Here is a 14,863-nt window from a genome sequence, read left to right on the forward strand (position 1 = left end):
GCGACCACGCAAGCGTTCAGCGTCCAGCGCCGCTTGGTTTTTCGCAACACCAGTACATCGGTGGTCGCCCAATATTTTCGCTTTCAGTCAGCCTACCTGTTTCAGCTGGCGGTTGGTGTTGGTCTCATCACGGCGCTGGCAAGCCAAGGCATGCACCCCATGGCTGCGCAGCCATTGGTGATGGTACTGCTGGCCTTCTGCAGCTTTTTCATAGGGAGAGACTTCGTGTTCGTACATGATGCCGACGCCAGGCGCGTCCCATGGGGTCAGGCGGTCCGCAGCATGCTGCTGCGCCACCGGTGGACGCTGGCCTTGTTTGCCCTCAGCATGGCTGCGTTCGAGCGCTTCTTCGGGGCTCGTTTCTACACCAGCACGACCCATGTAGGCCACGATTTCGCCTTGGCAGGACTGACCCTGCTGGAAGGCCGCTTCTGGATTTTGAGCAACGGTTTTGCCAAAGGCCTGCTGGACCCACCTTGGTTCACACCCGCGTGGTGCGCGGGGGGGGCCCTGTTTACCGATCCGCAAGCGGCCTTCTATTCCACCGTGCAATTGTTTGCACTGTGGTTCGATCCCTTTACGGCATCCCACCTGAATGCCCTGCTGTTCGCAGCCATCGGGTTCTGGGGCAGCTTTGCGCTGGCGCGAAAGGTGTTTGGCTGGACCCCGGCGGGGTCGGCCGTGTTTGGCGTGCTCGCCATGGCCAATGCCTCCATGCCGCTGCGCACCGCGGTCGGGGAGCTCGGCTTTCAGCCGCTGTACCTGTGGCCGCTTCTGGCCTTGGCCTTGTGCTGGCCTGCAGGCTCCCACTGGCGCAGCCGCCTCGCCTGGCCGGGCCTCGGCGCAGGCCTGTGCCTCACCGCATGGCTGCATGCCGGGTTTGCCGGCGTCATGGTGCCCACATTCCTGGGCGTCATGCTGTTGTGCCTTGTGCTGGTACCCATGGGCCGCGTACGGCTCGAGATATTGCTCGCCCGCGCCATGCTTGGCGGTGTGCTGGCCATCGTGCTCAACGTCTCCAAGCTGTACGAGGCCGCCAGCCTGATGCGCAACTTCCCGCGCGATTTCTACGGCATGCCCGGCTTCCCGTCTTTCTACGACGCCATCGTCGCCTCCTTCATGGCACTGGTACTGCCCTCAGAATGGACCACCGACTTCGGCCTGCGCAGGCTGACCGGAATGCAATTCACCGTGCTACCACACGAGTGGGCCCTGGAGTTCGGGGCAGGTGCCGTTGCCTTGGCGCTGACCGCCTGGCTGGCATTGGTGCTGGCACGCAAGCGCTCGGCAAGCGTGCAAGCCTCGCAAGAGGTCGCTTCACCTGCGGCGAATCCACAACCTGCGCGCTGGCTGCAAGCACTCTTGTGGCTGGGAATCGGCGCACTGGTCATCCTTCCCCCTTTGCTGCTCTGGAACAACGGGCCCGTGCGCGAAGCGCTCAAGCAGATCCCCATTCTCAACAGCACGGCCTGGCCCATGCGCTGGATCGTGATCTACCTGCCGGTGTTCCAGTGGCTGCTGGCGTGGCCGGTACAGCAATTGATCCGTCATATGCCTGATCGGTACCAGGCGCCTGCCTTGGTGTCTGCCATGGTCGTGATCTGGCTCGGGCCGATGGCTGCGCCAACAGGCTACTACACGGACCCGCGCATCCAGACCTATGACCCCAAGCCCGTGCTCCGGGCCCACGCGCAATCCCTGCAATCCGGCCCCATCCCCATTGACCGTATTGAACTCTCCGCCGAGCGCGGCATTGAGCGCAATGACGCGATGCTGGAGGGCGCATCGCAAGCGCAGTGCTACAACCCGCTCTATGGATACCGGCTGGAAGCTTTCCCCCAGAAAGAGCGCTTGCACCCCGGTCCCGTGCTGGCCTCCGACCATTCCGGTCAAAGCTTGATCTTCAATCCGGCCTGCCTAGTACATCCGGCAGCAAACGCGTGCAAACCCGGAGATGGTTTTCGCATGGATGACCCCGCCCAGCGCAAAGCCGCCGAAGATTTCGTGGCGCGGCGACCATTCGAATGGCAGCGCCCGTGGATCGGAAAATTGTTGTCGTGGATATCGCAGGGGCTGTTCTGGTTGATTCTGTCACTGCTCTTGATGCAGTTATGGAAGGCACTGTTGACAGCCGCTTCGTTACGCGGGACAGGTCGATAACGCTGCCTGGCGCTTAGCGGCCTGGGGCTTCGAGCGGCCTCCGCGTCAGCGGCATTCTGACGGGGCGTATCGGATGGGCAAGGTGCCAGCAACGCGGTTGTTCAAACCTCTACCTTGAGCCACCTGGCTGCCCTGACTGGCGCACGCCCAATCCATGGCACCTTGTGAGGATGCCGTAGGAACCGCCCCGTTCACATTGGGCGACAAAACGAGCGTATTCCCATCCAGGGTGGTCGGTATGCCGTTCCCAGACGTTGCAGCAATGGCAATGACTATCGGCCAAGGACTGGCTGCTCCGGTAACGTCGATGCTTTTGACATATTTGCTCGCACGCTGGCTTGAGAGCACACTATTGTGTGCCGTGGCTGCTGCATTCAAGCCTGTAATGCCGTTGGTCTGAAACCCTTCACTCAGGATTTCCTTGCTCGGCGCGGCAGCGACAATGGCTTCAGACACTTTGGCTCGAATGGTGTAGTCCTGGTACGCGGGTAGAGCGACTGCGGCCAGGATGCCAATGATGGCCACCACGATCATCAATTCGATCAAGGTGAACCCGTATATTCGTTTCATGCTCAACTCCGTTTGCGTGTCCATGGTGCCTTGGTAGCAAGAAACACTCCATCACGTTGTTTACATAGACCGAACGCTTGGCTGTGACTTTTTTCGAACTCAGCTACCGAATCCATCCACATGTGCGAACCCTCGGATACGAGCATCCGCCGGATCCAGGAAGGCCACCCAGTCCATGGCTTGCCGACTGACCACCGGAAGCCACAACAGATCTTCTGGACGAATCTGCGTCCCCTTGGTCACCTGTGCCACCGCCGATTGAATGCGCTCGGTTTCCTGCGGGTGCATTGCCAACAGCGCCTCCAGCCGCTTCGCGCGCCGCTTTACCTCTGGGGCATTGATGTCATAGTCTTGCCACCAGTCTGGGCGCTGCCCTGGCTCGATACCTTGCAGGGATGCATCCACGCTCTCGAACTTCTCTTGCGCAGTCCTGGCGCTGCGCACCCCCAACAGACGAGGTGCTGCAAACCCCCATGGACGCACCCAGTCTGGAACAGCTTCGGCACGCGACATATCCAAATCCGCATGGCTGACGACGTGGAAACGATCCACCTCAAACACGATAGCAAGAGGTCGTGCTTCCTTCAGCGTGTCCAGGCCATAGGCCAATGCGGACAATTGCACCACGGCAATGAGGGTAATGTCCACCCATATGGCCTTGCGTGATTTCCCGGGGTGGAGCAACACTAAGGTCAGCGCAGGACCACAGACCACATCGACCCCCACAATCCAGAGAAACAAGGTCATTCCCCCTGAAATTTCTGCAAAAGGTGGAGGAAACCAGAAGCCCAGGACCAGCCATGCAACCAGGGCTGCTATGGCCGCAGACACCAGCAAATGGCGCAAAGCCAAGGGCGCGGAGGTGCGAAAACGTTGAATAAGTACGGAAGTTGAGAAAGACATGGCTCAAACGAGAACGACAATCCTAAAACAATAGCCTCAGGAACTCTCTTCAATCGGATTTTTCCTGAATGTAGGACAAGAAGCGATTGGCATAGGCTTGACAGTCATTGCCTTGCCTGCGCAAGCAGGTGAAACCGACCAGGCTTCGCATGGCTTCTTGCGATTTACGAAGATTGTAGGCCTGCAGCACACCTACATGCTTGCGGTACATCGACCGCGCCGCCTCCTCATTGCCTTCCAGGTACTCCAATGCAATCATCTGGTGGATGATGTTGTACTCATTACCCCTCGGCGCAATTCTTTGTGCTTGGGCCAAATGCTCACGAGCGCCCACCAAATCACCCTCAAAAACCATCAAAGCCTGTGAGTAGTTGGAGAGAACGGCAAAGTAAAAAACCCTGTTGCTTTGCTGTGCATCGTCATCGTTTATGTTCGGCCAGACCCTGTGGGCGTTCTCTACCAAACCCCGCAAATATAGTAACGACTCAGGATCGTTTTTCTCCAGCAGATAACCTGCATAGACCATTTGCACCTTCAGTGGGAGCTGGCCTCCATGAAGCACACGGATGCGCTCTATTTCGTCGGAAAACTCCTTTGCCGCTTGAGGCCCTTTCGCTTGGGAGAGGGCTGAAATATAACCCGTGCGCACCAGTGTATTTCCTGGGTTGGTGCGATATTGCCAGCTCCACAAGCGCAAATCACTTTCCCACATGGCCGTTGTCGTGTACGTCACAAAGAAAGCCAAGCCCAACCAGGCGATACTCAATGCAACACCGAGTACAGGGAGTTCGCGCTGCCGAGAGAATCGTTCACGAATTTCAAGAAATAGTGCGACGACTGCCAAGGTCAACATGACCAAAGGCAGGTACAGAAAGCGATCTGCACCGATCGTCTCCCCCAGATTGATCACAAAAATGCCCAGCACTGGAAAAATACCCACATAGAATCCAAGCCAGAGTATGGCCCAGGCGCGTCTTTTCAGTGCAAACCAAACCACGTTCAGCATCAGCAGAAATGCAGCACCCAAGGCCACCGCATGCTGCCGATAGGAAGTCATCTCCACCACGAGATCATGCCGAGGACTGATGGCGCTGAAAGGATTGAAGCTGATAAAGGTGTAGAAGGACAGGGTGCGCAGCCATTGCTCGTATCGCGATACCGACTCGAGCAGTTGCGACAATCCAAACTCCCTATAGGAGGAAAAACCCAATCCAGAGCTGCGCAAGGCAAAATACATTGCCACAGCCAATGCATAGGCGAGCAAATACGGCCAGAGTATTCTCCACAAGGTGCTCAGTGGCAATTTGGGATCGCACGCAAGCGTCAAAAGCACCAACAACGGGCCGAATAACACGCCTGTTTCTTTGGATAACATGGCACCGAGCGCGAAGACAGCCACGAGTAAGCACCGCACAAGGGATGCTGGCGCCATGGCGACCACAAAGCCGGCGAGCAGCAAGGCCGTCGCCAGCAAGTCAAATCGCCCCGAAATCCAGGCAACTCCCTCTATCAGGCAGGGATGGGATGCATAGAGCAATGCAGCCAACAATGCTGCATTGCGCCCCCCCTGGTACTGAACAAACATGCGGCAGGCCACCGCAAAAAGCAGGCAAGTACTGATGCCGTGGAGTGCTACGTTAACTGCATGGGAGTACAGCGGAGTCAGCTGAAAAAGCTGCATCTCCGCCATCCATGTGCTGAGCACAAGCGGGCGAAAATACGGGGTGTCAGGCAAGATCGGGCGCGCCACGTTCGCCCAGCTCCAGACACCTTCTCGCAGCAAGGTACTATCCAGAAACAAGCTGTGATCATCCCAGACATAGCCAAAGCCCAAACTTTGACCGTACAAAGCTGCAACCACCAGCAGCAGCAAACCGTACGGCCACAAGGAGAGGAACGGATGGGATGAAATACGCATTGTTATGGCTGTATTAAAAATAAAAAAGCGAGGCACATGGCCTCGCTTTTGGGTCACGCGAACCTCAAATTAACGGCATTCAGAAGGTGCGTACTTGGGAGGCAGAGTGCCGGCTTGACGGCTATTCAGACCACGGCCGGTAGCGCTTACAACCGTTTGCGAACCGCAAGCCCAGTCAATGGCACCCTGGGAAGACGCGTTGGGGATGCCACTGTTGACGTTTGGGGTGAAGCGCAACGTGTTGCCGGCCAGGGTTGTGGGGATACCGTTGCCGGCGGTGGCATTGATCGAAACCGTGATATCCCAAGGAGAGGCGTTGGCCACCGTATAGCCTTGCACGTACTTCGAGCTCTTGGTGTTGGCCGGAGCAGAGTTGATGGCATCGGCAGCAGCGGTCAAACCGGTGATGCCGTCGGTCTGGAAGGCTTCGGACATGGCGCTCTTGGGCGAGCTGGCGGCGATCACGGCCTCAGAAATCTTGGCGCGGATGGTGTAGTCCTGGTATGCGGGCAGGGCCACGGCAGCCAGGATACCGATGATCGCCACAACGATCATCAATTCGATCAGGGTGAAACCCTTTTGCATGAAACGCTTCATAAATCACTCCTCGGAGGTCAATTGCAATTGAAACCTGCAGAAAATTCTCCAGGCTGGCTCAACATCAGCAGGTTCTGTGCCACCTTGCGAAACCGATGGCATGGTACCCGAACCCCTCCCCCAAATGGGTCATTTGTCACCGAAGTGTTTCCCGAACCCCACAGGAGATCTCACAGCGACATTTTTGTCGTACCACGAACGTCACCATCTGCAACAGAGTGGTCAGAACTCGAAGACATCCCCCGCTTTGAGCCAATAAATGTCATGGGGGGCAGCGCCCAGCGGTCCTGCGCTCTGGTCGAAGCGGCGGATCTCTTCCATGATGAGCTCGGTCTCGGACGGCTTGGTATGGGTGATATAGATGGGGCAACGCTTGCCAGGGGTCAGCTGCGCCAGTTCCTGGGCCAGGGTGTGGGGTGAGAGGTGCAGGCTGCGCTGGGCCAGGGAGGTTTCGCGGTTGCTGAAGGCGGTCTCGATGACCAGCATGGCGACCGGCAAAGCATTGACCCGGTTCCAGAAGTCCGGATTGCGACCGGTGTCGCCGCTGAAAACCCACCAGCCCGTGCTGCCCGCCACCGCGTAGCCCACGGCGGGCACGGTGTGCACGGCGGGCAGAACCTCCAGGTGCACGTCTTCGACCTTCAATCGCTCCCCGACCGAGATGATCTGGTACTGCAGGAAGGGCTGGTCAGACGTGGGGATGCTGCTGAAGTCGGGCCAGATGACGTTGTTGAACACATGTGCCTGCAGCGCGGCAATGGTGCCGGTCAGCGCGTGGACCTGCACCGGGCTGTTGCGCAGGGACGACACGGCATCGAGCATCAGGGGCAGCGCCGCGATGTGATCCAGGTGCGAATGCGTGAGGAACACATGGTCGATGCGGCGCATTTCGTCCAGCGTCAGGTCGCCCACCCCCGTCCCCGCATCGATGAGGATGTTATCGTTGACCAGGAACGAGGTGGTCCGGCAGTCTTTGGCAATGGCCCCGGAGCACCCCAGTACGCGAACCTTCATGTCATGCAGTCCTGTTTGCTGTCGTCTCTTGGGTTATCGGTGCGGGCTGCGGCCATTGTCCTACTTGGTGTCGAATTGGGTGGCACCGTCCCAATCCGGCTGAAAGGGTAACACCCGCAGGGCCTCTATGCGGCCTGCGTACAGCGCATACAGGATGTTTCCAGGTTCCGAAGCGTGCAAATTCCGCAAAAGCAGGGCAGATGCCTCCCATTCCTGGGCCCGGTAGGCGGCGAGAAACTGCTGCCAGAGCGCCAGTTGCTGCACCCGCTCGGGTGGCAGCGGCTCGGACGAAGCAGCCAAGGGGGTGTAGATGGTGACCGCCTGCGCCTTGCCCTTGACGCGCACCCGGTCCAGTTCCTGCCAGATGAAACCCGGCGCCATGGCCCGGGTGGAGTCGCTGACCACCATGGTGACCCCGTAGGTTTTGGAGAGACCTTCCAGCCGCGAGCCCAGGTTCACGGCATCGCCGATCACGGTGTAGCTGCGCCGGATGTCCGAGCCCATGTCCCCCACGCACATGAAGCCGGTGTTCAGGCCGATGCCCACGCCGATCTCCGGCAGGCCCTTGCCGCGGTGCTCCTCGTTGAGCTGGCCAATCGCCCGGGCCATGTCCAGCGCCGCCGCCACCGCCAGCTCGGCGTGCCCGGGGGTGGCCACCGGAGCCCCCCAGAAGGCCATCACGCAATCCCCCATGTACTTGTCGATCGTGCCCTGGCGGCGGCCACGGATGATGTGGGTCAGGCGGCTGAACACGCCATTGAGCATGGCCTGCAGTTGCAGAGGCTCCATGGTTTCCGACAGCGCGGTAAAGCCGCGCATGTCGCAGAACATCACCGTCAATTCCTGGTTGCTGGCATCCATGCTGTAGCGCTCAGGCTCCTTGACCATCTCGTCCACCAGTTCGGGTGGAACATAGGTCCCGAACAGAGCGGCCAGCTCCCGCTTGGAGCGGCTTTCGACAAAATAGCCGTAGACCATGTTCAACGTGAAAGCCGACAGTGCCAGCACCAGCACCGTCGCCAAGGGCATCACCAAGCCCTGTGTCTCATAGAACCAGAGATTCAGCGCAACCAGCCCGGCAAACACCCCGGCACTGAGCACCACCGCCCAACCCGCCGTCAGCAGGGGCAGCGAGAAGGCCAGCAGCAAGCCCACCAGCAGCAGCTGAAAGCCATCGAAATCAATGGCGTAGTCCGGCTGGACGATGGTCGTCCCGTCGATGAACGCCGACAGCACATTGGCATGCGCCTCCACCCCGGGATAGGCACGGCCCACGGGCGTAACGCGCAGATCGACCAGGCCGGGCGCCGTGGACCCGACCAACACCAGGCGGCCTCTCAGGCTGCCGGCCGCCAGCTTGCCCTCCAGTACATCGCTCGCGGAGACATAGCGGAACGAACCACCCGACACATCTCCCAGGCCCCGGTAGGGAATCAGGGTGGCCAGATTGGCGTCGACCGGTAACGCCAGGCGGGCCTGGTCCTTGCGCAGCTGGATGCCCTTCAACACATCATGGTCGAATTCCGAGGTTGCATAGAGCGGGTACAGATCCGACCGGCCTGTTGCCATGCGCAGCATGGCCAGCGCCAGCGACTCGTAGTAGCGGCCCTGGTACTCGGCCAGCAGCGGCAGCGAGCGCACCACCCCGTCGGGATCGGTGACGGAGTTGAAAAACCCGGCCGACGGCGCCGCCTTGGCGAGCACCTCGATGTTGCTGCCATGCCCTTGCCAGGAGGTGGCCCGCAGCGGCTTGCCTCGCAGCCGGTCCAGGGGCAGCGCGGGTTCTGGCAGGACGCCGCGCGCACGCCCATCCCGGTCGCTGGTGAAGTAGTAGCCCAGCACCACGGGCCGGCCCTGCAAGGCCCGGCCGAACTGCGCGTCGTAGTCCAACTCCGGGGCCAGGCGCGCCAATTGCTCGGCAAAGCCAGCCTGCCCGCGCAGGGGGCCTTGCGCCAGGTTCTGCAGGCTGGCCAGGCCCGAGCTGCCGTCGGGCTCCGCAAACACGACGTCGAAGCCCAACACCGCCACCTGCTGGCGCTCCAGCAACTCACTCGCAAACCGGGCCATCTTGTCGCGGCCCCAGGGCCACTGGCCGGTGCGCTCCAGGCTCCGCTCATCAATGTCGACGATGACGATGCGCTCGTCCATGGTGCCCGGCATGGTGGCGCGCAGCCGGGTGTCGTAGATGATTTTTTCCAGCCGCTCAAGCACCTGCAGGTGCAGGATTCCGCCCACGTGAAGCAGGGCGAACAGCAGCGGCAATAGCGTGACGGCGATGCGGCGCCAGCGGCGCGCCAACCAGGAGCCGGTCCGTGGCCGCATCAGAATGGCTCAGCTCGGTGGCACGCGGCGCGGGGCAGACAAGGGGCCGGGCCAGGCAAGCGGCACGGCGCGCCCGTCAGGTCTGCTCGAACTGCATCTCGGTGCCGGCCAGCTCCAGCTTGTCGCCGTGCTTGAGCGGCACGGGCGACAGGCCGATGGCCGAGCCGTTGAGCAGCGGCATGTCCGGGCCTTCCACATGCGCCAGCACAAAGCCATGGTGGCGCTTGGTGATGGAAGCCACGGCCACGCCGGGCTTGCCGATGGTGGTCACCACCTTGAGCAGAGACACCTCGCGGCCGGCGGCGGCACCGGACATCACCTTGATCACCGCCGTCATCGGTGCGGGCGCGGGCGCTGCCGGCAGACCGGCTGGGCGCGACGCCGTGCCCAGCGGCGGCACCATGCCGGGCTTGAAGATCATGGTCTTCTCGAAGTTCTCGCCCTCGGCCTCGTGCAGGAAGCGGATCTTGTACTTGCCCACTTCCACCGTGTCGCCATTGCGCAGCTCCTGGCGCTTGACGGCCTTGGCGTTCACATAGGTGCCGTTGGTGCTGCCCAGGTCTTCGATCTCAACGTCATGCCCGATCATGTGGAAGATCGCGTGCTCGCCACTCACCGCCAGATTGTCGATCACGATATCGTTGTATGGCCTGCGTCCAAGGGTGGTGCGGTCCTTGGTCAACTGAACTTCCTTGATGACGACGCCGTCGATCGAAACGATCATTCTGGGCATGATCCACTCCTGATTTGAGATTTGTTATGGGCCGGCACCGTCAGGCAGCACCCAGCAGGCGGGACATCAGGCTGCGCTTCTTGCCCCCCGCGCCGGCCTGTACCAGCAGTACGCTAACGTTATCACGACCACCGTGTGCATTGGCGGTATCAATAAGCAATGTGGTTTTTTCCTCCAGCGGGAGGGTGGCACGCACCATCTCCGCCAGATCGGCATCGGACACCATGTCCGTGAGCCCGTCCGAGCACATCAGGAACAGGTCGTGCGGCGCCACCTGGAATTCGTTGACCTCCATGAGCACATTCGGCTCCACGCCCAAAGCCCGGGTGACCAGGTTGCGGTTGGAGGAGATGGCCGCCTGGTGCGGCGTGAGGATGCCGGCATCCACCTGCTCCTGCAGCCACGAATGGTCGCGCGTGATCTGCTGCAGCACCCCGCCGCGCAGGCGGTAGCAGCGTGAATCGCCGATGTGGCCCAAGATCAGCCGCGAGCCCTGGAAGATGCCGGCCACCAGCGTGGTGCCCATGCCGGCGTACTGGGGGTTCGACAACGACGCGCCCAGGATGGCGTGGTTCGCGTTTTCCACGCAGATTTCCAGCGCCCGGCGCACGTCGGTCGATTGGGGTGCGCTGCCGGCCTGGGCCAGCCAGCGGGCCATTTCCGTGCGGATGAAGGTCGTGGCCATGCCGCTGGCCACTTCGCCTGCGTTGTAGCCGCCCATGCCATCGGCCAGGATGGCCAGCTGAGCATCCCGGTCGATCGCGACGGCGTCTTCGTTGTTGCTGCGCACCCGCCCCCGATCGGTGCGCGCAAAAAAATCGTAATTCATGGATAAAGCGGCGCGGCCCTCATCGGGCACTGGATGGCGGCAGCGAAGAATCTCCCTGTGCAGGGTATTCCGTCAGCGTTTCCTGAAAGTCCGCCATGTCGTTCCGTGTTGCCTTGCGAGCCGCATCATAGACGACTGTCCGCGGGTTTGTGGCGCTTTCAGCACCCACCAGTGCCGCCAGTGCACGCCGTATCTCGGCCGCAAACTGGCGCCCCGTCTGGTAACGGGCTTCGGGGCGCTTCATCATCGACAGCGCCACCACCTCGGCCACCTCGGCCGGCAGCTCGGGCCGCAGCGTGCGCACATCGGGCGCCGGCACGCTGGCGATCTTGTGCATCAGCTCGGGCATGGAGGCCCCGCGCAAGGGCAGCGAGCCGGTGAGCATCTGGAACAGGGTCACGCCCAGCGAATACAGGTCCGAGCGCCCGTCCACCTTCTTGCCCGCCAGCTGCTCGGGCGACATGAAGCTGGGTGTGCCCAGCACCAGGCCCGTGCGGGTCTTGTTCGAGTCGGTGAGGCGCGCGATGCCGAAGTCGGTCACCTTGACCGCATCGGTTGCCGCGTCGAACATGACGTTGGCCGGCTTGATGTCGCGGTGCACCACCTGGTTGGCATGGGCGTAGTCCAGCGCCTCGGCCACGCGGGCCGCCACCGACAGGGCGAGCGGCACCGGCAGCAGATTGCCCTCCTTGCAGAAGGGCGACAGGTCCGTGCCCTTGAGAAACTCCATGGAGATGTAGGCCAGGTCGTGTTCCTCCCCCGCATCGAAGATGGTCACGATGTAGGGGTGCTGCAGCCGCCCTGCCGTCTCGGCCTCGCGGAAGAAACGTGAACGCGCATCGATCAGCCCATCGCCCTCGAACTCCTGGCCCAGCGCCAGCGTCTTGATGGCCACCAGGCGACCGATCTTCGGGTCGCGCCCCAGGTACACCACGCCCATGGAGCCCTTGCCGATCTCCTTGGTGATCTCGTAGCGGCCCAGCATGGGCAGGCCGACGCCCGCATCCCCCGGCAGACGCGGCGTGGCCGGCACGCTGGGCATGGGCATCGGTGCCGAACTCGGCGGCGGCGACGTATCGGGCTGGCCCGAGGCCGACTTGGCGCGGGCGCGCACCTTGCGGTAGCGGGTCTTGGCGTCCTTGTACTGCCGGTCGTGGCGCAGGATGCGCTCGTACACCAGCTTGGCCATGGCGTAATTGCGCTTGCGCTCGAAGTCCTGCGCCAGATGGTACAGATTGTCCTTGAGTGCCTCGGTCATCGGCAGCCGGCGAAAATGCTCGAAGGCCTGCTCCAGCTTGCCCTGGCCGTGCAGCGCCAGGCCCAGCATGCGCTTGGACTCGGCGGCCTCGGCCGACTTGCTGCTGCGGGAGGTGCCACGGCCACCGCGCAGCTTCAGCGCCAGCATCACGGCCTGTCCCACGGCCACCACCAGAGCTGCCCCGAGCAGCGAGAACGACAGCAGCGCATGCTCCAGCGCCAGCCACTGGGCGCCGGCCAGCGCCAGCAGCAAGGCCACGCTCACGGCCAGGCCGGCCAGGGCGCTCACCTGCGGCAGCGCCAGTGCCAGGTAGAGTAGGGCGACCACGATGGCCAGCCATGCCGCGGGCTGCGCCCACGGCGGCACCACCACGGCATGGCCCTGGCGGATGGCCGACACCATCTGCGCCAGCACCTCGACCGGGTACAGCGACTGGCCACCCGGCGTGGCAAGGGGCTCCGCCAGCGCGGGCGCGCTGAAACCCACCAGCACCGTCTTGCCCTGGAAGCCGGAAGCGCCCGCAGTGGGAGCCAGCACCTGGGCGAAGGCCGTGCGCGCAAAGGCCGGCTGACCGGCTTCTGGCGCATGGAACAGCGGGCGCAGCACCGAGTGGCTGTCGGTAGCGATGCCCAGGCTGCCCAGGCGCAGCCAGGGTGGCGCGGCCTGCAGGCGCAGATCGGCCTGGCCCAATTGCAAGCTGCGCTGCGCTGTCAGCAGCGCTACCGATGGCACCGCGACGCCGTCATGGGCCAGCAGCAGCGGCATCTGGCGCAGCACGCCATCCGCGTCGGGGGTCAGGTACAGATGGCCGATGGCGGATGCCGCTGCCCCCAGCATTGCCGGCGGGTGTCGGCCCGAAACGGCAGGAACGGCATGCTCGCCCGGCGCCGCGAGCGCACTGCGGCGCACATGCGACGGCAGCGGCGCAGCGGGCCCGGCCGCCGCGTACTGCGATGCCAGCACCACGTTGCCCGCGCGCTGCAGGCTCAAGGCCAGCCGGGCATCGCCCGACGGAGCGGCAATTTCGGCGGCTGGCATTGCCGTCTGGGGCTCGCCAGGGGTGGCAGGCGTGGCAGCGGGTGGGGGAAGTGGGCGCGCCGGCGTTTCCGGCAGCGGCAGGGCATAAACAATGGCCCGGGCGCCCGCTTGCGCCAGTTGGTCGACAAAGCGCGCGTGCACCTCGGGCTGCCAGGGCCAGGGACCCAGGGCCTTGAAACTGCGCTCATCGATGCCGACAACGGCCAGGTCGGCGGCCGGCTCGGCCGCTGTGGAGCCGACAGCGGCGTCGTACATGGCCAGATCCAGGCGCTGCACCCAACCCATCACGCTGGCAAGCGCCACCACGATGGCGGCCACCAGTGTGCAGACAAAGCCATCGGTACGCCACCAAACCAGCTGCTGTGCCGACGTTTTTCTGCCCACTTGCAATCGATCCACGGAGGTAATGAGATACCTTTAGAAGCAATTTCCAAGCCCGGTCTTCACCGGCCCTGATTCGCTCCATGCGGCGCCAGGAACCCCTCTGGCAGGGCTCTTGCCTGCCGTTCTTGTCGTTGCCCTGCAACACGGGTGTTGCAGATGCCATTTTTGTCAGGCCGCAGCACGGCTGGCGCGCAGGCGCCAGAGCTTGCCGCCGCCCACCACCAGGATCGCACCGAGTACCGCGGCCACGTAATGCAGCGACGGATGGGCGGCCACCAGGCCCTGCAGCGCCGTATCGCCGGCGATGGTCTCGCCCGCCACCCACCCGATGAGGGCGGCGCCCAGGACCACGATCAAGGGGAAGCGCTCCATCAGCTTGATCATCATCGTGCTGCCGAAGACCACCAGCGGAATGCTGATGGCCAGGCCCAGAACCAGCAGCATGGTGCTGCCCTGCGCAGCGGCAGCCACGGCGATCACGTTGTCCAGGCTCATCACCAGGTCGGCGATCAGGATGGTGCGCACGGCGGCCATCAGGCTGCCATAGGTCTTGGATTCGCCTTCTTCCTCATCGCCATCGCTCAGCAGCTGGAAACCGATCCACAGCAGCAGGCAACCACCCACGATCTGCAGGAAGGAAAGCGCCAGCAGCTTGGCAGCCACCACGGTGAGCAGCACGCGCAGCACCACGGCTGCACCAGAACCCCAGAACACCGCCTTGCGCTGCTGCTCTGGAGGCAGCGAGCGCGCAGCCAGAGCGATCACCACCGCGTTGTCACCCGAGAGGATGATGTTGATCCAGACGATCTTGACCAGACCGATCCAGAAATCGGTTGATTGCAGAAATTCCATTGTCAATGACTCCACTGTTATGAAGGAAGCAGGCGCCGGGACCCGGGGTGCCGGCCGCTTCTCTTTTTTGGAGCGGCCAGTGTATCGGGCGCCTGCGCCCGATGCGTCCGTAATTGTGCTTACGGACTGGTATGGCTTGTTACTTCAGCTGGGCCTTGAGCAGCTTGCCCAGTTCCGAGGGGTTGCGCGTGATGACGAAGCCGGACTCTTCCATGATTTCCAGATTGGCATCGGCAGTGTCGGCGCCAACGGAGATCATCTAGCCGGCTTGTCCCATGCGCTTGC

11 protein-coding genes and 1 pseudogene are annotated in these 14,863 nt (G+C 62.5%); 1 reads left to right on the forward strand and 11 read right to left on the reverse strand.

All coding sequences use genetic code 11. The features are described from left to right. On the forward strand, positions 1-2,160 hold a 2,160-nt coding region (locus ACK59X_RS29770), incomplete at its 5' end, for a GtrA family protein (protein WP_409962290.1). Between the two features lie 45 nt (positions 2,161-2,205). Here ACK59X_RS29770 and ACK59X_RS29775 read toward each other — a convergent pair. The 11 genes and pseudogenes from ACK59X_RS29775 to ACK59X_RS29825 form a co-directional block, all read right to left on the reverse strand. Continuing rightward, positions 2,206-2,730 (reverse strand): pilin, encoded by a 525-nt coding sequence (locus ACK59X_RS29775; protein WP_409962310.1) that lies wholly within the window; start codon positions 2,728-2,730, stop codon positions 2,206-2,208. Between the two features lie 99 nt (positions 2,731-2,829). After that, positions 2,830-3,633 carry a hypothetical protein gene (locus ACK59X_RS29780; RefSeq protein ID WP_409962292.1) on the reverse strand — a complete coding sequence of 268 codons (804 nt, stop codon included), beginning with the start codon at positions 3,631-3,633 and terminating at the stop codon, positions 2,830-2,832. Positions 3,634-3,682: 49 nt separating this feature from the next. Beyond that, positions 3,683-5,608, reverse strand: coding sequence for a hypothetical protein (locus tag ACK59X_RS29785; protein WP_409962294.1), 1,926 nt, complete (start codon positions 5,606-5,608; stop codon positions 3,683-3,685). Between the two features lie 12 nt (positions 5,609-5,620). Next, positions 5,621-6,148 (reverse strand): pilin, encoded by a 528-nt coding sequence (locus tag ACK59X_RS29790; protein ID WP_409962296.1) that lies wholly within the window; start codon positions 6,146-6,148, stop codon positions 5,621-5,623. Between the two features lie 222 nt (positions 6,149-6,370). After that, positions 6,371-7,162 (reverse strand): MBL fold metallo-hydrolase, encoded by a 792-nt coding sequence (locus tag ACK59X_RS29795; RefSeq protein ID WP_409962298.1) that lies wholly within the window; start codon positions 7,160-7,162, stop codon positions 6,371-6,373. Between the two features lie 60 nt (positions 7,163-7,222). Next, positions 7,223-9,484 carry a CHASE2 domain-containing protein gene (locus ACK59X_RS29800; RefSeq protein WP_409962300.1) on the reverse strand — a complete coding sequence of 754 codons (2,262 nt, stop codon included), beginning with the start codon at positions 9,482-9,484 and terminating at the stop codon, positions 7,223-7,225. 76 nt (positions 9,485-9,560) lie between these two features. After that, positions 9,561-10,217: an FHA domain-containing protein gene (locus ACK59X_RS29805; protein ID WP_409962302.1), complete on the reverse strand. Its 657-nt coding sequence runs from the start codon at positions 10,215-10,217 to the stop codon at positions 9,561-9,563. 40 nt (positions 10,218-10,257) lie between these two features. Continuing rightward, entirely contained in the window at positions 10,258-11,046 is a 789-nt protein-coding gene (locus ACK59X_RS29810) for a Stp1/IreP family PP2C-type Ser/Thr phosphatase (protein WP_409962304.1), read from the reverse strand. Positions 11,047-11,065: 19 nt separating this feature from the next. Further along, positions 11,066-13,726 carry a CHASE2 domain-containing serine/threonine-protein kinase gene (locus tag ACK59X_RS29815; RefSeq protein WP_409962306.1) on the reverse strand — a complete coding sequence of 887 codons (2,661 nt, stop codon included), beginning with the start codon at positions 13,724-13,726 and terminating at the stop codon, positions 11,066-11,068. Between the two features lie 168 nt (positions 13,727-13,894). Continuing rightward, positions 13,895-14,578: a TerC family protein gene (locus tag ACK59X_RS29820; RefSeq protein WP_409962308.1), complete on the reverse strand. Its 684-nt coding sequence runs from the start codon at positions 14,576-14,578 to the stop codon at positions 13,895-13,897. Positions 14,579-14,717: 139 nt separating this feature from the next. Next, a pseudogene (locus ACK59X_RS29825) lies at positions 14,718-14,863 on the reverse strand (succinate--CoA ligase subunit alpha); the annotation flags it as partial.

The organism is Acidovorax sp., from assembly GCF_046339755.1.
Taxonomy (GTDB): domain Bacteria; phylum Pseudomonadota; class Gammaproteobacteria; order Burkholderiales; family Burkholderiaceae_C; genus Acidovorax.